Below are 22815 nucleotides of genomic sequence, written 5' to 3'. Positions count from 1 at the left end.
GCTACTCCCCGTGCACGTCCAAGCCGTGCGCGGCCGCATAGACCAACGCCTGGTCGACGTCGATCTTCGCGCCGCGCAGTGACGCCGTGGTCCAAAGGGTCGGATCCGTCGCGGCACCGCGAAGGTCGGCCTCGTCCAAGCGGGTGTTCTGTGTGCGGGCCCCTCGAAGGTCGGCACGACGCAGCACCGCCTTGCGCAGATCGGTCTCGACCAGGCTGGCTTCGCGAAGCCGACAGTCGGACAGATCGATGTTACGAAGGTCGCAGCCGGCGAGCACTACCAGCGTCAGGTCGATCTCGACCATGGCCACCGGTCGCAGCCGACACTCGGTGAACACCGACCCGAGCATGGTGCAGTTGTGGAATGCGCTGTGCATCAACGAGGTACGTCGGAAGGTGCAGTTGCGGAACGCCGAGCCCCGATGCTCGGACTCCGACATGTCGACGCCGCTGAAGTCGCATTCGGTGAAGATGACGCGTTCGGTGCGCAGCCGGCTGAGGTCTGAGTCGCGGAAGTCGTGGCCGGTGAACTCGCGGTCGACCCACTCCTTGTCGAAGCCGGTCACCGTCAGCCGGGAAACGAACTGAGGTTCATCAGCGTGTACTCGGTGATCGCGATCAGCGCCGCCCGTGCCGAGTTCCGATCACGCGCGTCCACGGTCACCACGGGGATGTGGTCCCGTAACGCGAGCGCCTGACGCACCTCGTTGGCGGGGTACTTGGGTCCCCCCTCGAATTCGTTGACGGCGATGAGGAACGGCAACTTGCGTGCCTCGAAGAAGTCGACGGCGGCGAAGCTGTCCTGCAGGCGGCGGACGTCGACGAGGATGATCGCGCCGATCGCGCCGCGGACGAGGTCGTCCCACATGAACCAGAACCGGCGCTGACCGGGGGTGCCGAAGAGGTAGAGCACGAGGTCGTCGGCGAGAGTGATGCGGCCGAAGTCCATCGCGACCGTGGTGGTGTTCTTGTTGGGCGTGGCGTCGAGCCCGTCGACGCCACGCGAGGCATTGGTGACGATGGCCTCGGTGCGCAGCGGCATGATCTCCGAGACGGCCCCGACGAAGGTCGTCTTGCCGACGCCGAATCCGCCGGAGATGACGATCTTCGTCGAGGATGAGCGCTCGCGCGAAGACCCTGATCCCGATGAGCGCTCGCGCGAAGACCCTGATCCCGATGAGCGCTCGCGCGAAGACCCTGGTCCGGATGAGCGCTCGCGCGAAGACCCTGGATAGGCGGTGGCCCGTCCGTCAGAGTGCCCGTAGGCCACGCAGTGTCCTTCCTATGAGTTCACGTCGTTCGTCGGTACTCGTCGCCTCGCCCAACGTGACGTCTACTCGAAGATAACCCTGCGTCACCAAATCGCCGATCAGCACACGCGCGACACCGAGCGGCAACGCCAGGCGGGCGGCGATCTCCGCGACGGACGGGCTCTCGGTGCCGAGCTTGAGAATCCTGGCGCGCACGTCACTGCCGGGCCACGTGGGCGGCGGCGCGAAGTGCAATGTCCGGATCGGCGCCTCCAAGGGCAGGTCGACGCGCGACACGGTCCGGCCCGCGGTCAGCGTGTAGGGCCGAACCAGACTGACTTCATCCAGCGGTTCGCTGGGCTCCCAGGCGTCGCGCGGCGGAAGGTCCATCGTCGCTCACGAGTGCTGGGCCGTGCGGCGGGCGGACTGGATGACGGTCCCGACGCGCTCCACCAGGATCGCCATCTCGTAACCGATCTGGCCGATGTCGCAGGACCTGGTGGCCAGGGTCGCGAGATTCGAGCCATCGCCGACGCGCATCAGCAGCAGATAGCCGTTCTCCATCTCGACGACCGACTGCAGCACGTAACCGCCGTCGAACAGCTGCGCGGCACCCGTCGACAGGCTCGCCAGCCCCGACGTCACTGCCGCGAGTTGGTCGGCCCTCTCGATGGGCATGCGCTCGCTGGCCGCCATCAGCAGCCCGTCGGCCGACACCAGAATCGCGTGCGAGACACCGGCCACCTCGTGGGCGAACTTGGACACCAGCCAGTCGAGGGAATCACGCTGGGAGGGACGGGTCATTCCTGGATCAGTCCTCGTCTGTCGATCGCGAGTCGCGGGCGTGCGAACGACCGGCATGCACGCCGCCGAAGTGATTGCCGATGCTGCTGCGCACGGACTCGGGATTCCGCGGAATCGCGATCGGTCCGGTGTCGAACGCGGCGTCGCGATCCTCGTCGGACGTCGGGTCCGTTCCTCGGTGCGCGCCGAGGTTGCGGCCGTTGCGCTCGTCGTCGCCGTTGACCGGGGCACCTGGCACCAACCGGGCACCAGGCTGGCGGACCGGCAGGCCGTGTTCGGTGTGCTGCGTGACCGGTGCGTTCTCGGCAGCGGCCGCCGCCGACCAACCGTGATCCCACACCGTCTGCCAGTCCAGGTCGACGCTGTTGGCCAGCTCGTGGGGATCGTCGATGAGCCACTCGGACAGCATCTTCTGATAGATCGCGTCATCCGAGCCGGAGACCGCCGCGGGCTGGGACGCGTCGGCTGGCGGTCTCGGGTCGAGGGGCGTCGGTGGGACGGGTGTGCTCTCGGCGAGCGGGCCTGCCCCTGGTTCCCGCGATGCGAGGGTCTCCCGCGATGCGAAGAACGACGACGTGTTGGTCGGCGTGGGTCGTTCGGCAGGCGGCTGCCGCTCGGGCTGGCGGCCCGCCGGTGTCTGGGCGGGCGTCGAGTCGGCGGGCCACTGACCGCTGGGCCAGCCGGCGTTCGGCTCGGGCGGCGTCGGGGCGATCGGGTCGGACGGGATGTCGGCGATGCCACTTGCGCCTGGGTTTCGTTGCGGCAGTAGCGATACGGGGATGTGATTGCCGTTGCGGTACTCCGGTTCGGCCGCCCGAACCTCGCCGGCCCCGTCCCGGTCGGCCGCGACGTTCCACGCCGGCTCTCCCGCAGGTTCGGCAGCCATGCCGTAGTCCCTCGGCGCCTGGTGGCCCTGCGACGTCTGGTAATCGGCGGGTGGCGCGTAGTCGCCAGGACCGAGGTCGGACACACCGGGGCCGTGCAGCAGCAGGTCGGCGGGAATGAACACGCCAGCGGTGGTCCCCGAATTCGGCTCACCGGCGATGGTGCTGCGCAACCGGACCACGAGACCGTGCTGGGCCGCCAGCCTGCCGACCACGAAGAGACCCATGTGGCGGGCCGTGTACGGGTTGACCTCGCCACCGGACTGCAGTCGGGCATTGGCGACCCGCAGGTCGGAGTCCGTCATTCCGAGACCGATGTCGCTGACCTCGACGACGAGTCCGCCATTGCCAGTGTGCACCGCCGAGACCCGCACCTCGGAGATGGGCGGCGAGTAGCGCAGCGCGTTGTCGAGGAGCTCGGCAAGCAGGTGCACCAAGTCGCCAGCGACGGCCCCGACCACTTCGCTCTCCGGGACTGTTCCGGTGACGACTCGCTTGTAGTCCTCGACCTCGGACGCGGCGGCGTTGACCAAGGCGGACACCGGAACCGGCTCGGCCTCCTCGCGCGGCACCCGTGATCCGGCGAGCACCAGCAGGTTCGCACCGTTGCGTCGCATCCGTGCTGCGAGGTGGTCGAGCCGGAACAGACTCTCCAGTCGCGCGGGGTCCTCCTCGTTGCGTTCGAGTCGGTCGATGACGCTGAGCTGCTGGTCGACCAGCGACCGGCTGCGTCGTGACAGTGTCTCGAACATGTCGCCGACCTGCAGCTGCAACCGCGCCTGCTCGCTGGCCAGGAACACCGCTTGTTCGTGCAGCTCGTCGACGGCGTGCGCGACCTGCCCCACTTCCTCGGTGGTGTTGACCGGCAGCGGCCTGACGGCACCCGGCTCCCCGCCCTGCCGGACCCGCTCGAGTTCACGGACGAGGTCCTCGTGGGCGACCCTGAGGGCGCCGTCCCTCAGCTTGCGCAGGGGGCGCACCAGGGATCGCGCGACGACGAGGACGACGCCGAGGGCGACGAGGATGGCGACGCCGACGATGACGGAGTCCCGGATCGCTTCCTGGCGCTTGGCGTCGGCCTGGTCCGCCACGGCCGAGGTGACCGAGGAGGTGGTGGAGTCGATGATCTTCGTGGCGATGTCGTCGGTGACCTGAAGCGACCGGGTCAAATCCTGGTTGCCGGCCAGCGGAACCGCCGGGTCGGACATCATGGCCATCCGCTCGACCATGGCTTCCTGCAACCTCTGCGCGTCCGGCGAGCCGACCCCCAGCACCTGGGCCATGCCGAACAGCGTCGACGGCTCGGTACCCGCCAGCGTGATCATCGACGTCCGCAGTTCCGGCTCCGGCAGATCGCCGCCAAGGTTGACCAGCAGCTGCTGCATCATCATCTGGCCGCGAGCGCCGATGGCGCGGCTGAGGCCGAGCGTCTCGGCACGGATCTTCTCGTCGTCGACCCGGACCGATCCGTTGATCGCGTCCTCGGCGGTCAACAGAATGGGCGCGTACGCCGTGATGCGGCCCCGAAGGTCGATCCCGTTCGCGCTGACTTGATCGAGGAGCGACTGCCCGCTGTCGAGCAGACTGGTCACTCCGGTCCGCACATCGGGCACGACGTCGGTGGCGGCCAGTCGCCGCTGCAGGTTCTGCTTGCTGGTGTCGAATGCGCCGAGCGCTCCCTGCGCATCTCCCCCGGCGGAATTCGCCAGCAGCGCGCCTTCCAGCGTCGCCATGTAGTCCTCGATCGCGGGGACCATCTCGGTGCGATCGGCGGCGAGTCGGAGATCACCTGCTTGGGTCCAGCCCGAGGAGATGCGCAGTCCGCCGAATGCGCCGACCAACAGCAGCGGCACCAGGACTATCGCGAAAACCTTCCAACGGACAGGCCAATTGGACATCGCCCAGCGCGAGGGGCGCTTGCCGGATGGCCCCGCATTCCCGGACGATCGCGATGGCGCAGCGACTTGCGGCTGATCCGCGAATGCCGTCATCGCACCCCGGCCGCACTACGGGTCGCTCGTTCGGATTTCACTAATCGCGCCTCGTTCATATGGCTTTCTGCTGCTGTTCGCCGACGTGTCGCAGGCACCGGAAGATCCAGTCGGCCCGGCAATTTGTCGAGTATGACAGCGATGCGCGAGCGTTTCCACAATTCTTACTGAACAGACAGAGTTCGTGACCCGCTCGTTGCGTACTCGTGTGCTATACGAGCAAATGTCGTTGCGCGACTGAGATCATCGCCCAACCCCGACGGCGGCGCTACGTTTGCCACGCGCCGATGCCCGCCGCCGCCGTCCACTGAGAGGATGCCCTGGTGTTCCGAGTGCTGTTCTTCAGCCCGCGCATCGCGCCCAACACCGGCAACGCCATCCGGATGGTCGCGGGGACCGGCTGCGAACTCCATCTCGTCGAGCCGCTGGGTTTCGATCTGTCCGAACCGAAGCTGCGCCGTGCAGGCCTCGACTACCACGATCTGGCATCGGTGACCGTGCACGCCGATCTCGATGCGGCGTGGGACGCCGTCATGCCTGCGCGGGTGTTCGCATTCACCGCCCACGCCCAGTCGTCGTTCGGTGACGTCGCGTATCGACCCGGCGACGTGTTGATGTTCGGCCCCGAGCCAACGGGTCTTGACGCCGAGACTCTGGCCGACCCGCACGTCACGTCACAGGTGCGGATCCCGATGTTGGCGGGGCGCCGGTCCCTGAACTTGTCCAACGCCGCCGCCGTCGCCGTTTACGAGGCGTGGCGCCAGCAGGGCTTCAGCGGCGCGCTCTGACTGTTCATCGGTTCAGTGCCGCTGGTCCCGCACCGGAGGCGCCTGCCCGGTTGGCGGCGGGCCCGGGTACCACTCCTCGGGCTCCGGCCACACGAATCCAGGCGGGATCGCATAGGTCTCGAACGTGGTTCCGGTGGCGGCTTCGGTATCGAAGAACGCGAAGGCGTTGGCGTCCATGAATCGGCCGGATTGCGTCATCGGAAAGCCCCTTCGCTCGAACTCGCCGATCCGCTGGCCCCATGGCTGCTCGTCGCAGTCGAACGCGACGTGCTGAATGCCTTCACCGTGGGCGTCGAGGAACTCCTGGAAGATCGACGGTCCGTAGAGCGGCTGCATGATCTCGATGGCCAGCTCCCCGACGTCGGCGAAGCACACCCTGATCCCGTAGTCGGCGCCCTCCCCGCGGTAGGTGCGGTCCGTCACCGTCGAGGAGTCGAACGTATACACGCGCCATGGTCCGATTCCCAGGCGCACCAATCCCTCCATCGTGCGCCGGTGATCGGCGGTGACGAAGCAGATCTCGATCAGCTTGCCAAGGAAGCCGTTGGACAGCTCGGTGGCGCTGAGCACCGTCGGCAATGAGACATCGTCGGTCATGCGTGGACCGCCCTTCTGGTCAGCAGGAAGTACAGCGCGCCTGCGACCAGACTGCCCGACAGCCAGGAGAAGTCGGTATCGCCCAGCGCGGTGGCCACCGGACCCTGCATCACCGGCACCAGTCCGTACTGCCAGGCCCAGCCCGCCACCAGCCCCGCCGCCAAACTGATCAAACCGGCCGCGTTGTACCTGCTGCGCCGAGATGGTTCGTACAGCGAGGCGACGTCGAGCGCGCCGCGGTGGATCACGAAGTAGTCGACCAGCATGATTGCCGCCCAAGGGCTGATCCACACCAGGATCGAGACCATCCAGTGGTCGAACGCCTGCGCGAAGCTGTCCGCGTTCACGAACACCGCCAGCACGCCAGAGGCCACCACGCCGGCGGCCAGGGTGACCTTCCACCGTGCGGCGCGCACCCCGATCGACAGCGCGGCCAACGAGCAGGAGTACAGGTTGAGGATGTTCGTCGCGATCGGCCCGTGCACCAAGAGCAGCAGCACGGGAATCGCCATCACGCCGAACGTGCCGACCACCAGGGTCGACGGGTCACTGCCGCTGCCCGCGCTGGCCAGGCAGGCACCGAGGGCGGCCAGCCAGACCGTGGGGACGTACATGCCCAGCGACGACGACCAGAACACCGCCCGCGGGGACGCCGACACCCGGACGAAGCGGCTGTAGTCCGAGGCGTAGGGAATCCACGTCAGACCCCACCCGATGCCAATCGCCGTCAGGAGTTGAGTCACGGCGGTGACCCTGTCGCCCGTCGCCATCGCCGTCCCGGTCAATGTCCAGTTCACGTCGGTCGTCGCCATGGCCAGAACCGTCATCACGGCCATGACCGCGACGGTGGCTGGCACGGTGTACTTCTCGAAGCTGCGGATCGCGTAGAACCCGTACAGCGCAAGGGCGAGCTGGATCGCCATGATGGCGGCGGCCACCACGACCTCGAGCCACACTCCGCCCGTCACGCCGAGCTCGGCCAGCATCGCCAGCGCCAGGTCGAGCACCACCCACGTGTTGACGCCGACCCAGCCCATCGTCAGGAGGAGTTGCACCACCCCCGGTACGACGGAGCCGGACCTCCCGAACGGTGCTCGGCCGAGCACCATCTGATTCACCGCGGTGCGGTGACCGATGACGTTGAAGATCCCGAAGACCGCGCAGCCGATCATGTTCCCGAAGACGACGACGAGCAATGTCTCGATGAGGCTGAGTCCCAACGTGATTCCCAATGCGCCAAGCACCCAGTTGATCGGCGCGATGTTCGCCCCTGACCAGATCCAGAACAGCTCCCACGGTGAACAGTCACGGCTGCCATCGGGAATGGGTTCGATGCCGTGTGCGTCGAACCGCACCGCGGCCTCGCCTTCCTCGGTGGGTGTCGTCGGTATGTCAAGCGGGCTGGTCGACATGGCGCAAGCTCCTCACTTATCGGGTTCCGCCCATCGAAACACCGCCAGAGCAGCACAGTGAGTGTATAAACATCCATTATCGCCGCTGCTGATTGGAGGTTGTGACACCGTGCTGACGTTTGGCGCCCTCCTCGACGACCCCGCGCTGGAACTCCGACTCCTCGTCCCCGGATCGCCGGAATCGCTTGCGCGCGAAGTGTTGTGGTTGCACAACACCGAGCTGCCAGATCCGTCGCCGTACGTCCGCGCCACCGAACTAGTCCTCACCAACGGGCTGTGGCGCGCGACGGTCGAGGCCGCGACGTTCGTCGCCGCACTGCGACGCGCCCGCGCCGCCGGACTGATCTTCGGGCTGACCAAGCAGACCCCGACGACACCCCACGCGCTGATCGATGCGTGCGCCGCCGCCGGTCTTGCGCTCGCGGCCGTCTCGATCCGGGTACCGTTCACCGCCATCACCGAGGCGGCCGCCCGCCTTCAGGGGGCCGCCCGACAGGACGCACTCGCCGGTCTGGTGCGGCGGGGAAACGCCCTCGCAACCGCGATTTCGAGGGGCGGCGGCGTCAAGGGCGTGCTGGACGTGCTGCGCCGCGATCACGATCTGCCCCTGGTCGCGATCGATCGAATGGGCCGACGACTCGCGGGGATCGACGCCAACCCCGACTTCGATCGGGCCGCTGCCGACGCGCTGGTGCGCAGGCCACCACCGCTCGAGGTCGACGTGCCCGGCGGCGGGCGAGCGTCGCTCTTCCTGGTCGAGGGAGCGATGGGCGACGTCGACGCGGGGTTGTTCTGCATGCGCCCGCGCGCCGACCTCTCCAAGGTGGAGCAGGACGCCATCGACCAGGCCGCGCGGTTCCTGAGCCTGGAAGTCACCAAACAGCAAGCGCTGCAAGCCATCGAGTCCCGATTCTCCAGCGAACTGCTCGAGATGATCCTGTCCGGCGCACCGCGGGCCAACGACGTCCGAGACCGGCTGCGGACCTTCGGCATCGACCCGTCTGCACACCTGGCGGTCATCACCATCGTCGTGGGCGACGGGCCCGTGCGACCCGCCGGGTCGACCGACGAGATCGAGGGTTTCTTCAGCGGGCGCGCGATTCCCGCCGTCGTCGTCCCCGGCAGCCAGGACACCGTCGTGGTGTTTCCGTGGCGGGAGACCGCCGACGCCGTCGCCATCCTGGCAGGCGAACTCGTCCACGCCGTGTCGGCGCGGTTCCCCGAGGATCGAACCGTCGTCGGGATCGGTGTGCTCGCCGCGGATTCGACGGCGTTGCGAGAGCCGCTGATCGGCTCCCGGGAGGTGTGCCACGTCCTGCGGCGACGTAGCAGCGGATCTCAGGTCGGCACCTCCGCCGACGTCGGCACCCACCGGATGCTCCTCGGGCTGCACGACCGGACGGTGTTGCGGCGCTTCGCCGATGACATCCTCGGGCCCCTGCGGGCTCACGACGAGCAGCACGGCACCGAACTGGAACGGACCCTGCGGACGTTCCTCGGCCACGACGGACACTGGTCGACGACGGCAGGCGCGATGTACGTCCACGTCAACACCTTGCGCAACCGGATCGCCCGCATCGGCGAGCTAACCGGCCGCGACGTCACCCGCCTCGAGGACCGCGTCGATCTGTTCCTGGCCTTGGAAGCCGACGCGCTGAGCTGACCGCTACTCGGGATACACGTCGGCAGAAGCCGGCGGCGGGGCCAGCGTCCGCGGCTGGATGGCAGGGTCCACGGACACGGCCTCTGCAACGTCGCGGCATCGCGCGAACGCGACGTCGCCGAGTTCCAACGCGTGCTCGATGAAGCCGCGAAGGGCCATGATTCGACCCGGCCTGCCCGAAAGGAACGGATGCACGCACAGATTGAACAAACAGCGGTAGTGCCGCATGCCGTCGAGTTCGGCCCGCCACATCTCGGCCACCTTCACCGGCGACTCGATCACCGAACCGATGTGGGGGTCGGGCAGGTAGGCGTACTGCTCCCAATCATCCAGCGCCCAGTGCACGGGCAGCTCGACGATCGGGTTCGATTCAGTGGCAAGGCGATAGGGGCGGTCGTCGCCCATCAGCGACGAATCGTAGGCAAGTCCGTGCTCGGCGATCAAGCTCGGCGTCTGCCAACTCGCTCCCCACAGGGCCGCGCGATGGCCACGGATCTCGATGCCCTGCGCGGCGAACACGTCGAGAGCCCGCTCGAAGTCGGCGCGTTCCTCCGCCGCCGAGAGCGTCGCAGGCGACCGGTGGCTGTAGGAGTGATGCGCCACCTCGTGGCCTCGGTCGACGATCGACGCCGCCAGCCCGACGCGGTGCTCGGCGACCCAACCGGGGACGAAGAACGTTGCGGAAACCCGTACTTCGTCGAGCATGTCCAAGATGCGCGGCACCCCCACGTCAGGTCCGTAGGACTGGTGCGACATCGTCATCATGTGGTCGGCATAGCGACGGCCTGCAGCAAGGATCGGCGTCTCGGCATCCACGTCGAACGTCAGCGTCGCGACGGCGGCAGCGCCGCCATGCCATGGTGTGGTCATCGGCTGGGTCCCGTCACTGGATCGGTGAGCTGCACTGAGCGGCGTGCCAGTGCCTGGCGTTGGCGATGGTGGCCATGGGCGAGAGCATCGCATGATCGAACGACCTCGGCTCCACTCCCGCCGCAATACGGGTGGGGAGATCGGGATTGGCCAACGCGCCCCTGGCAATCGACAGCAGATCGCCGTGACCGCCGTCGAGCACGTCGGCGGCCTGGTCGAGGTCGTGCATCCCACCGTTGGCCATCACCGGGAGGCTGCTGACATCGCGGGCGAGGGCGGTAATCGTCCGTCCGTCGGCGAATCGCGCGGTGTCGATGAAATCCCTTCCCTCACTGGCGATGTGCAGATAGTCGGGACCGGCCTGGGCCAGGGCGGCGAAGATGGTCTCGGCGTCCGCGGCGCCGCCCGGCCAGCGGTAGGTGAAGTCGTTCACCTTGGTTTGCGACACCCGCACCCCGAGAAGCAGATCGGGGCCCACGCGGTCCCTGATCGCCCTGAGCACCCGTGCGGTGAGCCGGATGCGACCGGCCACGTCACCGCCGTAGTAGTCGTCGCGCACGTTGGTGTAGTCGGTGAGGAACTGGTCGAGCAGGTAACCGTTGGCGGCGTGTACCTCGACCCCATCGAAGCCCGCGGCACGCGCACGCACCGCGGCGTCGACGAATCCGGCGACGACGTCGTCGACGTCGGCAGTCGTCATCGCTCGGGGGGTCGGCCAACCGTCGGGACCGCCGTACTCACCGAGAGTCGTTCCGCGCGGTGTGATCTCCGATGGCGCGATCGTCCCGACTCCGTACGAGTTGCCCTGCGAGAGTGCGCCGGCGTGCATGAGTTGCGCAATCACTGGTACCCCCTCGGCGTGTACGGCATCGACGACCGGTCGCCATGCGCCCGCATGCGCCTCGGTGGCGAGGCCGGGCTGATTGAGGTAGCCCTGACTGTGCGCGGTGTCGGTGTAGATTCCCTCGGTGATCACCAGACCGAAGCCGCCGCGCGCGAACGTGGCGTAGTACTCGGCCATCTCGGCCGTCGCCGCGCCGTCCGCATCGGCAGAGACTCGCGTCATCGGTGCAACGGACAGTCGGTTCTTCAGTTGCAGAGCGCCGATCCGTTGCGGGCGCAGTGCGGGGTGTGTGCTGGTCATGATCGAAGCTCCTCTTGGACAGTGGAATTGAGGGTGACGAGCTCGACGGCGAGCGGCGTGGGACGTGCGCCGTTGATCGAGTTGAGATCCATCGGGCAGGCCGACACGACCACGACGCAGTCCATGACGGCCTCGAAGGTGATGGCGTCGCCGGGCCTACTGGTCGCAGGCCGCCAACTGAGCCCGCCGTCGGCTTCGACGGGGATGTTCATGAATACGTTGACCGGTTGCGGCACGACATCGGTGGACAGGTCGAGGCTCGCCAGGGCCGCGCGCAGATTGTCCGCGCACGACGCGTGTTCGGCCGCCCCCAACATTGCGTAGCGCTCAGCGTCGCAAGCGGCGATCAGCATGTCGTGCACGCCGGGCGACGTGTCGGCGACGAGACGGAGGATCGGGCGGCGACGATCGGTGACGAACTGCTCGCCGATACGCGGGAAGAGCCGTCCAGTCGAGGTACGGGTGTGCGATGCGGAGAGGTACTCCCCCATCCCGGCCGCGGGGAACGCGAACAGATCACCGACCTGGCCGCCCTCGACGTCGGTGAGACGGATCTGCCCGCCGCGTCCCACCCGGACCGCCCGGCCTGCGCCGGCCGGGATCACCCACTGCATCACCTCACGGGTCAGTTCCATGACCACATTCAACGGCGCTCGCGCACCCCACCACGATGGCAATTGACTCAGAGATTCGGCGATCCACTGGACGTTTCTCCATGCGCCCGTCCAACCTCGGGCCATAGGGTCGGAGGATGACCACGCCCGCCACCGCCCGCGAGGCGTGCGAACGTGCCCTCGCCCACACCGAGGACGCCGACACCCGCTCGGCGATGATCACCGTCACCGCAGCGAGGGCCCGAATGGAGGCCGACCGCAGCGACCAGCGGCGAGCCCGCGGCGAGCTCCGCAGCCCGCTCGACGGCGTGCCGATCGTGTGGAAGGACCTCTTCGACGTCGCAGGCACCGTCACGACGTGCGGGTCCGCCTCGTTCGCCGACCGCCCTCCTGCGCAGGTCGACGGCGCACTGGTGCGCCGCGCGGCGGCGCTCGGCATGGTCACGATCGGGAAGACCAATCTCAGCGAGTTCGCATTCTCGGGACTCGGCATCAACCAGCACTTCGGTACACCGGTCAATCCGGTGGACGCCGCTCTGGTTCCCGGCGGTTCGTCGTCGGGAGCCGCCGTCGCGGTGGCCACCGGCATCGCGCCGTTGGCGGTGGGCACCGACACGTCCGGTTCCGTCCGCGTTCCCGCGGCATTCAGCGGCTGCGTCGGATTTCGCGCGAGCCACCATCGATACGGCCCCAACGACTTTCGAGAGCTGTCGGCGACGCTCGACTCCGTTGGCCTGATGGCGCGCACGGTGGCCGAGATCAGGACGCTCGATCGGCTGCTCGCCGGCGCGACCCACGAGCCCGCGACGACAACGCGGCGCATGATCGTTCCTGCGGGTGAATGGATCGACGACTGCACGGACGGCGTTCTGAGATCGTTCACCGCAGCCGTCGACGCATTGCGCGCCGGAGGCGTTACCGTCACCACCGAGCGCCTGGCGTCGTTGCAGACCGCACAAGACCTCATCGACGCGCACGGCACGATCGTCGGCTCGGACGCCTACGACACGTACGGCGGGCTGCTGTCATCGGCGGCCGACATCGAACCCGCGACGCGGCGACGTCTCGAGCGCAACCGGGGCGCGCGTCAAGCGACCGGCCCGCTGCGGTCGGCGATGCCAAGCCTGCGCCGTCAGTTCGCAGACGAGTTGGCGGGCGCCCTGCTGCTCTGCCCGACCGTGCGTCACGAACCGCCCAGCATCGCCGACCTGCTCGCCTCCGACGCTGCGTACGACGCCGTCAACGCCAGCACGTTGCGGACCACGATGGTGCTGAGTTACCTCGGCACGTGCGGGGTGACGCTACCCACCGGGTTGCTGATCTCGGCGCCCCACGGCCGCGATGACGTCCTGCTGGCCGTCACGGCTCAGCTGGCTCCGCTCACCAGGTGTTCCAGTGGCTGAGCTGCTCGGCGGGGAGCCGCTTGGCTGGCTTGAAGTCGGTGCCCTTGGTGTAGGCGATGGGGAAGAGCCCACCCTGTGAGTACTTGTCGAACGGGATGCCGAGGAGCTCGGCGGCCCGCTTCTCCCCGTCGCCGATCAGATGCAGCGTCGTCCACGCCGACCCGAGGCCACGCGAGCGCAGGGCGAGCATGAAGCTCCATGCGGCGGGCAGCAGCGAGCCCCAGAATCCCGCGCTTGCACCGGCCGGAGCCCCGTCGGGCCTGCCCTCCAGGCACGGGATCAGCATCACCGGCACCTCGTGCAGGTGGTCGTTGAGATACTTCGCGGAATCGACGACGAGCGGGGTGCGTTCGTCACGGCTGTCGCCATAGGTCGGCTTGGGCTGGTCCAGATAGGGCGTGGCCGCCGTGCGGTAGATGTCGGCGATTGCCTTCTTCTTCTCCGGGTCGTCGACGAAGACGAACTGCCAGCCCTGCGAGTTGGATCCGGTGGGCGCCTGCAAGGCCAGTTCGAGGCATTCCATGACGATCTCGCGTGGCACGGGCTTCTCCAGGTCGAGACGCTTGCGGACCGAACGGGTGGTGGTCAGAAGTTGATCGAGTGTCAGGTCAAGAGTCTCGGAAGTCATGTTCGGAGACTACATTCGCGTTGATGAGCGCTGAATTGACACCGGAAGTCACCGACCGTCTGACCTCGGATCACTATGGATGGTTGACCACCGTCGCGAAGTCCGGCCAGCCCGTGCCGAGGCTGGTCTGGTTCTTCTTCGACGGGACCGCGTTGTTCGTCTACACGGAGCCCACCGCCGCCAAGGTCGGACACGTCAGGCGCCACCCACAGGTGAGCCTGAACCTGGATTCCGACGGCAGCGGCGACGGCGTCATCGTGATCGGCGGTGAAGCCACCATCGACGCCGAAGGCGTCGACTGCCGCGAGGACGCACCGTACTGGGCCAAGTACGGCGCCACCGCCGACCAGTTCGGGTTGACCGACGCGATGGCGAACTACAGCACGCGCCTGCGGATCGGCATCGACAGGGTGTGGGTGACTCCGACCGAGGGCTGAGTCCACGCGTCGGAGACCTGGACGAACACCAGACCCTCCCCAGGGGATTGGTTGGGGAGGGCCGGGTGGGTTCTTGGGTGGGAAGGGCCGGGTGGGTTCTTGGGCGGGGCTACTTGCCGTTGAGGTGGGCGATGTAGGCGGGGCCGTGGTTGCCGTGCCAGCCGGGGCCGACGGTCGGGGCGGGCGTGGCGTAGGTGCCGGGGCTGTAGGAGTGGCCGGGGCCCTGCGGGGCGGGGGCGGTGGCGGCGTTGGCGATGCCTGCCAGGCCGAGCGCGGCTGCGGTCGTGATTCCGGCGGCGGCGATGGTGCGGGTGATGGCGTTCATGTTTTCAATCCTTTTGTCTGAGTGATGTTTTCGTTTCTCGGCCGGTGTGTTCCGGCGATGGGATAACTATGTCGCAGCGCGGCGGCCCGGGGTATCGGGCGACTGGTGGATGGGTCGGAGGAAACGCCGTGTCCACCGATCGGGGGAACGGCGCCGTGGGGGTTGTGGATGCAATCGCGGGTGATGGCGTGCATCAGCCCCACACTCGGCGTCGCGTACCTCCGCGACCGCTACTGGAAGTCTCGCGACTTGGACTTCACCCGCAGGTCGATGGGGCTCATCCGGTCGGCCGCCACGGTGACCGCACCCGTCGCGTTCTGCACGATGCCGCGAATCACCAGCGCCGAAGCCGTCTGCGCCAGCCTGCGGTGCCGCGCCCAGACTCCCTTCGAGCACATCACGTTGACCATGCCCGTCTCGTCTTCGAGGTTCATGAACGTCACGCCCTGGGCCGTCGCGGGCCGCTGCCGATGGGTCACCGCGCCTGCGACCAAGACCCGGGTGCCGTCCGGCACCGACAGCAGTCGGTCGGCGGGGACGACGCCCATCTCGTCGAGGTGTTCGCGCATGAACTGCGTGGGATAGCTGTCCGGCGAGACCCCGGTGGCCCAGACGTCGGCGGCAGCCAACTCCAGTTCGGTCATGCCCGGCAGGGTCGGGACGTGTGAGGAGGATCCGACACCGGGCAACCGGTCCGGCCGTTCGGAGGCCGCGGCGCCCGCCGCCCACAGTGCCTCCCGCCGCTCGATTCCGAAGCAGCCGAGCGCACCCGCGGTGGCCAGCGCCTCGGTCTGCGGTACGGAGAGCTGCACCCTGCCCGCCAGATCCACCAGGGACCTGAACGCGCCGTTGGACTTCCGCTCGTCGACGATCCGCTCGGCCAACTCGTCGCCGACATGGCGAACGGAAGCCAGTCCCAATCGAACCTGAGTACCGAGTTCCTCTAGAGTCGCGTGGGCCAGGCTGGCGTTCACGTCGGGCCCGTGCACCAGTACCCCGTGCCGCCGGGCGTCGGCGACCAACGACTGCGGCGAGTAGAAACCCATCGGCTGGGCTCGCAACAGCGCCGCGCAGAACACCGCGGGGTGGTGCAGCTTGAACCACGACGAATAGAACACCAGCGATGCGAACGACAGCGAATGGCTTTCCGGGAAGCCAAAGTTGGCGAACGCTTCCAGCTTGTCGTAGATCTTGTCGGCAACCGCACCGGTGATGCCGTGCCGCTCCCGCATGCCGTCGTAGAACCGACCCCGAAGCCGCTTCATCTTCTCCGTGGACCGCTTGGAGCCCATCGCTCGACGCAGCTGATCGGCCTCGGCCGCGGAGAAGCCTGCGCAGTCGACGGCCAACTGCATCAGCTGCTCCTGGAACAGCGGAATTCCCAACGTCTTCCGTAGGGCCTGTTCCATCGACGGGTGGTCGTAGGTGACCTCCTCTTCGTCGTTGCGGCGCTTGATGTACGGGTGCACGGAGCCGCCTTGGATCGGCCCGGGCCGGATCAACGCGACCTCGACCACCAGGTCGTAGAACACCCGCGGCTTCAACCTGGGCAGCGTGGCCATCTGCGCGCGGGACTCCACTTGGAACACTCCGACGGAGTCGGCGCGCTGCAGCATTTCGTACACCGCGGGCTCGGAGAGGTCGAGTTTGGACAGATCGACCTCGATGCCCTTGTGCTCGGCGATCAGGTCGATGGCGTAGTGCAGCGCCGAGAGCATGCCGAGACCCAGCAGATCGAACTTCACCAAACCTATTGCCGCGCAGTCATCCTTGTCCCACTGCAGCACGCTGCGGTTCTCCATGCGCGCCCACTCCACCGGGCACACGTCGGCGATCGGCCGGTCGCAGATCACCATGCCGCCCGAGTGGATGCCCATGTGCCGCGGCAGGTCCTTGATCTGCAGGGCCAAGTCGATGACCTGCGGGGGGACGTCCTCGACGTCGGGTGAATCGGCCAGCCCGTTCCACCGGCTGATCTGCTTGCTCCAGGCGTCCTGCTGCCCTTGCGAGAAGCCCAGCGCCCTGGCCATGTCCCGGACGGCGCTGCGCCCGCGGTAGGTGATGACGTTGGCGACCTGGGCGGCGTAGTCGCGTCCATAGCGTTCGTAGACGTACTGAATCGCTTTCTCGCGCAGGTCCGATTCGATGTCGATGTCGATGTCGGGAGGCCCGTCGCGGGCCGGTGACAGGAACCGCTCGAACAGTAGCTCGTTGGCTATCGGGTCGACGTTGGTGACGCCCAACGCGTAGCAGACCGCCGAGTTGGCCGCCGATCCCCGCCCCTGGGCCAGGATGTCGTTCTCCCGGCAGAACCGGGTGATGTCGTGCACCACCAGGAAGTAGCCAGGAAAGGTGAGTTGGCTGATGACTCTCAGCTCGTGCTCGATCTGGGCGTACGCCTTCCTGGCCCGTTCCGGTGGCCCGTAGCGGTTGCGGGCACCGGTCATGACGAGGTGCCGCAACCAGCTGTCCTCGGTGTGCCCGGGAGGGACGTCGAACGGCGGCAGCTTGGGGGCGATGAGGGCCAGGCCGAACGCACACTGCTCGCCGAGATCGGCCGCGGCCGCCACCACCCCGGGGTGATGGGCGAAGAGGCGCGCCATCTCATCCCCCGAGCGAAGGTGCGAACCACCAAGTGGCGCAAGCCATCCGCCTGCCTCATCCATCGATTTGCGAGCCCGGATGGCGCCCATCGCCATGGCCAGCCTGCCCCTGGCGGGTTCGGCGAAGTGCGCAGCCGTGGTGGCGACGACACTCACCCCGAACCGCGGGGCCAACGCCGCGAGCGCCGCGTTGACCTCGTCGTCGAGCGGGTGGCCGTGATGGGTGAGTTCGATGCTGACCCGCCCGGCACCGAAGCGGTCGACCAGATCGGCGAGCGCTGCTTCGGCGGCCTGCGGGCCACCCGTCGACAGCGCTTGGCGCACATGGCCCTTGCGACACCCCGTGAGGACGTGCCAGTGTCCGCCCGCGGCTTCGGTCAACGCATCGAAGTCATAGCGAGGCTTGCCCTTCTCCCCACCGGCGAGGTGAGCCGTGGCCAGCTCACGTGACAACCGTCGGTAGCCCTCCGGCCCCCGCGCCAGGACCAGCAGATGGGGGCCTGGCGGGTCGGGCACCTCGGTGCGGGCGACGTTTCCCAGGGACAGCTCGGCACCGAACACCGTCTGCACGTCGAGCTCCCTGGCGGCCTCGGCGAACCGGACCACCCCGTACAACCCGTCGTGATCGGTGAGGGCGATGGCCCGCAGGTTCAGCCGGGCGGCCTCCTCGACGAGTTCCTCCGGAGTGCTGGCCCCGTCGAGAAAGCTGTACGCCGAGTGCGCATGCAGTTCGGCATACGGCGTGGAGAGTCGAGAGGCGTCCCACTTCTCGTCGGGCCGCTCGTAGCTCCCGCGCTTGCGCGACCACGCCGGACTGTCCCCACCGTCACCGTTCGGCTCGGGCAGACGTGAGCCCGCGCGCCGCGGCTTGCCGGTGAGGACGCGCTCCATCTCGCCCCAGCTCGGTGGTCCGTTATGCCAACCCACCGATTCACTCTATCGAACATGCGTTCGATAACCAAGATCGAGAAAAAGGGCCTTCCCGATCTCGAAAGCCCCTTCCACTTTCAAGATATAGCGCACCCGGGGGCTTGCGGCAAGACCCCCGTCATGCCGCAAAATCGCTGGCCAATCACCGCCACCCTCACGAACACGGAAACAAAAACACGGAAATGGAGCTGCGGAATGCCAGACATCGACACCGACGTGATCGTCGTGGGCGCTGCCCCCACCGGGCTGATGCTCGCCGGTGAACTTCGTCGGGTGGGCGTACGAACGTTGGTACTGGAGCGGCTGCTCGCGCCCCGCCCCATCCCCAAGGCCGGCGGGATCGGCGGCCAGTTCCTCCGCTTCCTTGACTACCGCGGACTGACCGAGCGATTCGAGGCGGCCAGCGGGCAGCCCCGTCCGACTCCACGGTTCCCGTTCGGCGGCCTTCACGTCGACCTCACACAGCTCCCCGACCGTCCGATGCAGGCCCTGCTCCTCCCTCAGCCGGAACTGGAGAGCCTCCTCGAGGAGATCGCCGTCGAACTCGGCGCCGAGATCCGACGCGGACACCAGCTGGTCGGGTTGGAACAGGACGCCTCCTCGGTGACCGCGGACGTGCGTGGGCCCGACGGCACCCATCGAGTCACCGCGCGATACCTGGTGGGCTGCGACGGTGTGCACAGCCCCGTCCGCGACTTGGCAGGAATCGAGTTCCCAGGTGTCACCCATCCGGAGGTCAACCGACTCGGGACGTTCGCAAGGCCCGACTCGGTGGAGCTCCTCGACGACGGTGACTACGAGGTCCCCGGTCTCGGCCGGATCCGCTCGGGTTACACGCAGACCGCTAGTGGCGTGTTCGCAATCGCCTCATACGGCTCCGACGATCTGGGCGTCTACACCAGCGAGGAGGAGGACCGCGACTACGAGCACGCAGGTCCGATGACCGTCACGGAGTTCAGGGACAGCGTCCGCCGCGTGCTCGGAGGTGACCTTCCGCTTGGCGAGTCAACGAGGCTCACGCGCTTCACCTTCGGCGCCCGCCAGGCCGACCGGTACCGCGCGGGCCGCATCCTGGTGGCCGGTGACGCTGCGCACCAATTTCCCTCCGGCGGTGTGGCACTCAACGCCAGCCTGCTCGACACGGTCAACCTCGCCTGGAAGCTGGCCGCCGAGGTCGACGGCTGGGCACCGCCGGGACTGCTGGACAGCTATCACGACGAACGCCACCTCGCAGGCGCACGGACGCTGCTGCACACCCAGGCTCAGGTGGCATTGCGACGCGGACTCGACGGGGCCGCGGACGCGCTTCGGAAGGTCTTCGCGGAACTGCTCACCGACGAGCACGCGCAGCGCCGGGTGGGGATCATGATCGCGGGCGAGGACATCCGCTATCCCATGCCCGGCGCCGATCCACACGCGTTGGCCGGCACCCTCGCACCCAACCTGACACTGCGCACCGACCGGGGGACGACCAGCGTCGCGCACCTCCTTCACGGCGCACGGCCCGTCCTCCTCGATCTCGCCGACCGCCGCGATCTCCGCGACGTTGCCCGCGACTGGGCGCATCGCGTCGACGTCCGGATCGCGACGACCGAGAACCGCCCTGCCGACGCCGTGTTGATCAGACCCGATGCCTACGTCGCGTGGGCCGCAACCAACGACGAACCGACCACCACCGCGTCACCTGCACTGCGCGAGGCGCTCTCCCACTGGTTCGGGTGACGCGACCCGCCGCCACTACCGCTCGTGGGTGCCATGGATGACCGCACGTGCGATCGCCTGGCTGTACAACGTGAAACCGAGATACGCGGGTGTCGCCGACTCCGGGAGGCCGAGCGACTCGACGCCGACGGCGTGAACAGCGACGAAGTAGCGGTGCGGGCCGTGGCCCGGCGGCGGCGCGGCGCCGACGTATCGCTTCATGCTCGCGTCGTTGGGGAGGGTCACCGCCGGGCCGGGGAGACTCGCGCCATCTCCCGCTCCCGCAGCCAATTCGGTGACGGTGAGGGGGAGGTCGGCAACGGCCCAGTGCCAGAAGCCCGAGGCGCTCGGCGCATCGGGGTCGAAGACGGTCACGGTGAAACTTCGGGTCTCGGGAGGAAATCCAGACCAGCGCAGGTGCGGGGACACATCGCGGCCACCGGCGCCCATGATGCCGCCGATCTGGTCGAGGCCGAGGGGCTGGCCATCGGTCACCGATTCCGACGTGAGCGTGAATGTCGGCATCTGCGGGAGGAAATCGTAGGGTCGATAGGGAAACGGCGCCAACATGTCCCGGCCGCTCAGTCGAAGACGATGACGGCGCGGCCCACCATGTCGCCGCGTGCCAGGGCCTGCAGGTTGTCGTTGACGTCGTCAAGCGACACCTTGGTGATGGTGTGCTTCACCAACCCCTCGGTCGCGAGCGCGAGCACCTCAGCAAGGTCGTCGTAGTTGCCCCAGAACGAGCCCATGTAGGTCCGCTCGCCGTTCGTGAAGGGCAGCAGGGGCAGTATCACCTTGTCCCCCATCAGACCGACGGACGCCATCGCGCCCTCCCTCGCGAGTACCGCCGCGCCGAGCTGCAGCGACTCCTCGGCCGCTGCGCAGTCGAGGAACGCGTCGACATCCCGCCGGCCCGTCAGATCCTCGAGGGCGTCCTGCACCTCCTCCGCCGACTTGTCGCGGGTGTTGACGGTGTGGTGCGCGCCGTTCTCCTTTGCCAGCGTGAGCTTTTCCTCGCTTCGGGCGAACGCCACCACGGTCGCTCCGCCGCCAAGCAGTCGCGCGTACTGGATCCCGTAGCTGCCAAGCCCGCCTATCCCGTTGACGACCACCGTGCGGCCCGCGCCGAGCTTTCCGGCCTGCCGCAGCTTCTTCATTCCGCGGTACGGCGTAAGCCCCGCATCGGTCAGCGGTGCCAGCGTCTCGGGTCGCGGATCGACGCCGTCGGGGACGGCGATGACGTGGCGATGGGGCACGGGCATGTACTCCGCGTAACCGCCGGGGGGACCGAACCCCGCCATCTTCCCGTTGCCGCAGATCTGTTCGTTGCCCTCCCGACACTGCCTGCACGTGCCGTCGCCCCAGTTCGGGTTGACCACCACCAGCTTGCCCTCCGACAGCCCCGCAGTGCTCGGCACGTCGGCCCCCACGGCGGCGATCCACCCCGCAACCTCGTGCCCCGGCGTGATGGGATCCGGCAACGGTGCCCGCTGGGTGAAGTAGCCCTCGATGAGCTGAACATCGCTGCGGCACATGCCCGTAGCGGCCACCTTCACGAGAACCTCATCGGGACCGATGTCGGGAATCGATATCTCCTCGAGCCGCAGCGGCTCGTCGTAGTCGTACATCCTGGCTGCGCGCATCGTCATGGAAGAAGCCAACCGCATCCGGATCGGGTTCGATGTCGCGATCGTGCCCGATCCGTGCCCATTCCGAGCGGATCGACCCCGACGATGACGCATCACGATCGGCCGGTCACGCGATCCGACTTCGTCCCCGACCGTGCGATGAGTATCGGCGGTCGATCCGGTCAATACCTCGGAGACCACCCCACAGTGAGGAGACCCCGATGACGACGTCCGCCCTGCCCCCGACGTCCGCCCTGCCCCCGGTGGCCGATGAACACACCTGGCGCACCGCACTCGACGAACTCCGCGCGCGGGAGAAGGCCGCCACCCGCGAACTCGATGCGATCGCCGCGCAGCGCAGGCGGCTCCCGATGGTCGAGATGCCGGAATACACGTTGATCGGCGCCGACGGACCGCGCACACTCGCCGAGGTCTTCGACGGCCGCTCCCAGCTGATCGTCTACAACCACATGTGGTTCGACGACGCGGAGTGGCAGTGCGGCGGCTGCACCGGATTCACGTCGCAGTTCACCCGGTTGGACTTCCTCGACGGCTACGACGCCCGCTTCGTCATCGTCACGAACGGGCCGATCGACGAGGCACTGGCCTACAAGGCGAAGGTGGGCAACCGGATGAACTGGTATTCGTCGTCGGAGAGCAGCTTCGGCGCCGACGTCGGGGCGCCGCCGGGGGCGGGATTCGCGGTCAACGTATTCCTGCGCGACGGTGGAACCGTCTACCGCACCTGGCACACCGACGGCCGGGGCACCGAACAGCTCAGCCACACCTTCGCCCTGATCGATCTGCTGCCGTGGGGTCGCCAGGAGGTGTGGCAGGACTCGCCCGACGGATGGCCGCAGTCGCCGACCTACTCGAAGTGGCTGGACTCACCCGACGTCGCCAAGGCGTACGGGACCGGCTAGCGCAGCGGAATGTCCTGTCCTCGTTCGGAATCCGGCCGCGGTCCGAAGTAGCGCCGATCGGACTCGTCGATCGTCGTGTCATTGATGCTCGCCTCGCGCCTGCGCATCAGGCCGTCGTCGTCGAACTCCCACAGCTCATTGCCGTAGCTGCGGTACCACTGGCCGGTCGCATCGTGGCACTCGTACTGGAAGCGCACGGCGATCCGGTTTTCGTCGAA

At 67.8% G+C, this 22815-nt stretch carries 23 protein-coding genes; 7 read left to right on the top strand and 16 right to left on the bottom strand.

Annotated elements, in window-relative coordinates:
• Position 1: 1 nt before the first annotated feature.
• Entirely contained in the window at positions 2-565 is a 564-nt protein-coding gene (locus tag ABW137_RS14550) for a pentapeptide repeat-containing protein (RefSeq protein WP_526401074.1), read from the bottom strand.
• A 2-nt stretch (positions 566-567) separates the two neighbouring features.
• On the bottom strand, positions 568-1104 hold the full coding sequence (locus ABW137_RS14545) for a GTP-binding protein (RefSeq protein WP_526401076.1): 537 nt from the start codon (positions 1102-1104) through the stop codon (positions 568-570).
• Between ABW137_RS14545 and ABW137_RS14540 the strand changes: the two genes are divergently transcribed.
• Entirely contained in the window at positions 1028-1234 is a 207-nt protein-coding gene (locus tag ABW137_RS14540; protein WP_526401078.1) for a hypothetical protein, read from the top strand. The two genes, ABW137_RS14545 and ABW137_RS14540, sit on opposite strands and share 77 nt — an antisense overlap.
• 15 nt (positions 1235-1249) lie before the next feature.
• Here the strand turns inward: ABW137_RS14540 and ABW137_RS14535 are convergent, their stop codons facing one another.
• From ABW137_RS14535 to ABW137_RS14525, 3 genes are read right to left on the bottom strand one after another with little or no spacing between them, the layout of a single operon-like run.
• Entirely contained in the window at positions 1250-1639 is a 390-nt protein-coding gene (locus tag ABW137_RS14535) for a DUF742 domain-containing protein (protein ID WP_526401072.1), read from the bottom strand.
• Between the two features lie 6 nt (positions 1640-1645).
• Complete coding sequence (locus ABW137_RS14530) at positions 1646-2053, bottom strand: roadblock/LC7 domain-containing protein (protein WP_526401070.1); 408 nt, start codon at positions 2051-2053, stop codon at positions 1646-1648.
• A gap of 7 nt (positions 2054-2060) precedes the next feature.
• Positions 2061-4928, bottom strand: a complete 2868-nt coding sequence (locus tag ABW137_RS14525; RefSeq protein WP_526401068.1) for a HAMP domain-containing sensor histidine kinase — start codon at positions 4926-4928, stop codon at positions 2061-2063.
• A 323-nt stretch (positions 4929-5251) separates the two neighbouring features.
• On the opposite strand from ABW137_RS14525, the gene ABW137_RS14520 reads away from it, so the two are divergent.
• Positions 5252-5716, top strand: a complete 465-nt coding sequence (locus tag ABW137_RS14520) for a tRNA (cytidine(34)-2'-O)-methyltransferase (protein ID WP_526401066.1) — start codon at positions 5252-5254, stop codon at positions 5714-5716.
• A 12-nt stretch (positions 5717-5728) separates the two neighbouring features.
• Here ABW137_RS14520 and ABW137_RS14515 read toward each other — a convergent pair whose 3' ends face one another.
• Positions 5729-6313: a VOC family protein gene (locus ABW137_RS14515; RefSeq protein ID WP_526401064.1), complete on the bottom strand. Its 585-nt coding sequence runs from the start codon at positions 6311-6313 to the stop codon at positions 5729-5731.
• On the bottom strand, positions 6310-7725 hold the full coding sequence (locus tag ABW137_RS14510) for a cytosine permease (RefSeq protein WP_526401062.1): 1416 nt from the start codon (positions 7723-7725) through the stop codon (positions 6310-6312). The genes ABW137_RS14515 and ABW137_RS14510 overlap by 4 nt, the downstream gene beginning before the upstream one ends.
• Before the next feature lie 109 nt (positions 7726-7834).
• Here ABW137_RS14510 and ABW137_RS14505 point away from each other — a divergent pair, with 109 nt between their 5' ends.
• Positions 7835-9388, top strand: a complete 1554-nt coding sequence (locus ABW137_RS14505) for a PucR family transcriptional regulator (protein WP_526401060.1) — start codon at positions 7835-7837, stop codon at positions 9386-9388.
• 3 nt (positions 9389-9391) lie between these two features.
• Here the strand turns inward: ABW137_RS14505 and ABW137_RS14500 are convergent, their stop codons facing one another.
• From ABW137_RS14500 to ABW137_RS14490, 3 genes are read right to left on the bottom strand one after another with little or no spacing between them, the layout of a single operon-like run.
• Entirely contained in the window at positions 9392-10258 is an 867-nt protein-coding gene (locus ABW137_RS14500) for a polysaccharide deacetylase family protein (RefSeq protein ID WP_526401059.1), read from the bottom strand.
• A 13-nt stretch (positions 10259-10271) separates the two neighbouring features.
• Complete coding sequence (locus ABW137_RS14495; protein WP_526401057.1) at positions 10272-11402, bottom strand: oxidoreductase; 1131 nt, start codon at positions 11400-11402, stop codon at positions 10272-10274.
• On the bottom strand, positions 11399-12037 hold the full coding sequence (locus ABW137_RS14490) for a DUF1989 domain-containing protein (protein WP_526401055.1): 639 nt from the start codon (positions 12035-12037) through the stop codon (positions 11399-11401). Before ABW137_RS14490 ends, ABW137_RS14495 begins: the two co-directional genes overlap by 4 nt.
• Before the next feature lie 116 nt (positions 12038-12153).
• Here ABW137_RS14490 and ABW137_RS14485 point away from each other — a divergent pair, with 116 nt between their 5' ends.
• Positions 12154-13419 (top strand): amidase, encoded by a 1266-nt coding sequence (locus tag ABW137_RS14485; protein ID WP_526401053.1) that lies wholly within the window; start codon positions 12154-12156, stop codon positions 13417-13419.
• On the opposite strand, the gene ABW137_RS14480 is transcribed toward ABW137_RS14485, so the two are convergent.
• Positions 13397-14047: a nitroreductase family protein gene (locus ABW137_RS14480; RefSeq protein ID WP_526401051.1), complete on the bottom strand. Its 651-nt coding sequence runs from the start codon at positions 14045-14047 to the stop codon at positions 13397-13399. The genes ABW137_RS14485 and ABW137_RS14480 overlap by 23 nt on opposite strands.
• A gap of 23 nt (positions 14048-14070) precedes the next feature.
• Here ABW137_RS14480 and ABW137_RS14475 point away from each other — a divergent pair, with 23 nt between their 5' ends.
• Complete coding sequence (locus tag ABW137_RS14475; protein WP_526401049.1) at positions 14071-14484, top strand: TIGR03667 family PPOX class F420-dependent oxidoreductase; 414 nt, start codon at positions 14071-14073, stop codon at positions 14482-14484.
• A 109-nt stretch (positions 14485-14593) separates the two neighbouring features.
• Here the strand turns inward: ABW137_RS14475 and ABW137_RS14470 are convergent, their stop codons facing one another.
• The gene (locus ABW137_RS14470) at positions 14594-14809 is read right to left on the bottom strand and encodes a hypothetical protein (RefSeq protein ID WP_526401047.1); all 216 of its coding nucleotides are present in this window, start codon (positions 14807-14809) and stop codon (positions 14594-14596) included.
• 230 nt (positions 14810-15039) lie between these two features.
• Positions 15040-18339: a DNA polymerase III subunit alpha gene (locus tag ABW137_RS14465; RefSeq protein ID WP_526401045.1), complete on the bottom strand. Its 3300-nt coding sequence runs from the start codon at positions 18337-18339 to the stop codon at positions 15040-15042.
• A gap of 198 nt (positions 18340-18537) precedes the next feature.
• Between ABW137_RS14465 and ABW137_RS14460 the strand changes: the two genes are divergently transcribed.
• Positions 18538-20064: an FAD-dependent oxidoreductase gene (locus ABW137_RS14460; RefSeq protein ID WP_526401043.1), complete on the top strand. Its 1527-nt coding sequence runs from the start codon at positions 18538-18540 to the stop codon at positions 20062-20064.
• Positions 20065-20079: 15 nt separating this feature from the next.
• On the opposite strand, the gene ABW137_RS14455 is transcribed toward ABW137_RS14460, so the two are convergent.
• A complete protein-coding gene (locus ABW137_RS14455; protein ID WP_526401041.1) occupies positions 20080-20613 on the bottom strand; it encodes a YbhB/YbcL family Raf kinase inhibitor-like protein in 534 nt (177 codons plus the stop codon).
• A gap of 11 nt (positions 20614-20624) precedes the next feature.
• On the bottom strand, positions 20625-21695 hold the full coding sequence (locus ABW137_RS14450; RefSeq protein WP_526401039.1) for an NAD(P)-dependent alcohol dehydrogenase: 1071 nt from the start codon (positions 21693-21695) through the stop codon (positions 20625-20627).
• Positions 21696-21895: 200 nt separating this feature from the next.
• Between ABW137_RS14450 and ABW137_RS14445 the strand changes: the two genes are divergently transcribed.
• Complete coding sequence (locus ABW137_RS14445) at positions 21896-22597, top strand: DUF899 domain-containing protein (RefSeq protein WP_526401037.1); 702 nt, start codon at positions 21896-21898, stop codon at positions 22595-22597.
• On the opposite strand, the gene ABW137_RS14440 is transcribed toward ABW137_RS14445, so the two are convergent.
• The coding region (locus tag ABW137_RS14440; protein WP_526401035.1) for a DUF1348 family protein at positions 22594-22815 on the bottom strand (222 nt) is incomplete at its 5' end. The two genes, ABW137_RS14445 and ABW137_RS14440, sit on opposite strands and share 4 nt — an antisense overlap.

Origin of the sequence: Mycobacterium sp. (assembly GCF_040509115.1) — a bacterium.
Lineage (GTDB): Bacteria > Actinomycetota > Actinomycetes > Mycobacteriales > Mycobacteriaceae > Mycobacterium.
The sequence above is the reverse complement of the archived record's forward strand: the minus strand, read 5'-3'. Positions and strand labels throughout refer to the sequence as shown.

What these genes read in the sequence shown, in the direction of transcription:
- ABW137_RS14535 (WP_526401072.1), bottom strand. Translation starts at nt 1,639, where the DNA reads ATGGACCTTCCGCCGCGCGACGCCTGGGAGCCCAGCGAACCGCTGGAT.
- ABW137_RS14530 (WP_526401070.1), bottom strand. Translation starts at nt 2,053, where the DNA reads ATGACCCGTCCCTCCCAGCGTGATTCCCTCGACTGGCTGGTGTCCAAG.
- ABW137_RS14525 (WP_526401068.1), bottom strand. Translation starts at nt 4,928, where the DNA reads ATGACGGCATTCGCGGATCAGCCGCAAGTCGCTGCGCCATCGCGATCG.
- ABW137_RS14515 (WP_526401064.1), bottom strand. Translation starts at nt 6,313, where the DNA reads ATGACCGACGATGTCTCATTGCCGACGGTGCTCAGCGCCACCGAGCTG.
- ABW137_RS14510 (WP_526401062.1), bottom strand. Translation starts at nt 7,725, where the DNA reads ATGTCGACCAGCCCGCTTGACATACCGACGACACCCACCGAGGAAGGC.
- ABW137_RS14500 (WP_526401059.1), bottom strand. Translation starts at nt 10,258, where the DNA reads ATGACCACACCATGGCATGGCGGCGCTGCCGCCGTCGCGACGCTGACG.
- ABW137_RS14495 (WP_526401057.1), bottom strand. Translation starts at nt 11,402, where the DNA reads ATGACCAGCACACACCCCGCACTGCGCCCGCAACGGATCGGCGCTCTG.
- ABW137_RS14490 (WP_526401055.1), bottom strand. Translation starts at nt 12,037, where the DNA reads ATGGAACTGACCCGTGAGGTGATGCAGTGGGTGATCCCGGCCGGCGCA.
- ABW137_RS14485 (WP_526401053.1), top strand. Translation starts at nt 12,154, where the DNA reads ATGACCACGCCCGCCACCGCCCGCGAGGCGTGCGAACGTGCCCTCGCC.
- ABW137_RS14480 (WP_526401051.1), bottom strand. Translation starts at nt 14,047, where the DNA reads ATGACTTCCGAGACTCTTGACCTGACACTCGATCAACTTCTGACCACC.
- ABW137_RS14475 (WP_526401049.1), top strand. Translation starts at nt 14,071, where the DNA reads ATGAGCGCTGAATTGACACCGGAAGTCACCGACCGTCTGACCTCGGAT.
- ABW137_RS14470 (WP_526401047.1), bottom strand. Translation starts at nt 14,809, where the DNA reads ATGAACGCCATCACCCGCACCATCGCCGCCGCCGGAATCACGACCGCA.
- ABW137_RS14460 (WP_526401043.1), top strand. Translation starts at nt 18,538, where the DNA reads ATGCCAGACATCGACACCGACGTGATCGTCGTGGGCGCTGCCCCCACC.
- ABW137_RS14455 (WP_526401041.1), bottom strand. Translation starts at nt 20,613, where the DNA reads ATGTTGGCGCCGTTTCCCTATCGACCCTACGATTTCCTCCCGCAGATG.
- ABW137_RS14450 (WP_526401039.1), bottom strand. Translation starts at nt 21,695, where the DNA reads ATGACGATGCGCGCAGCCAGGATGTACGACTACGACGAGCCGCTGCGG.
- ABW137_RS14445 (WP_526401037.1), top strand. Translation starts at nt 21,896, where the DNA reads ATGACGACGTCCGCCCTGCCCCCGACGTCCGCCCTGCCCCCGGTGGCC.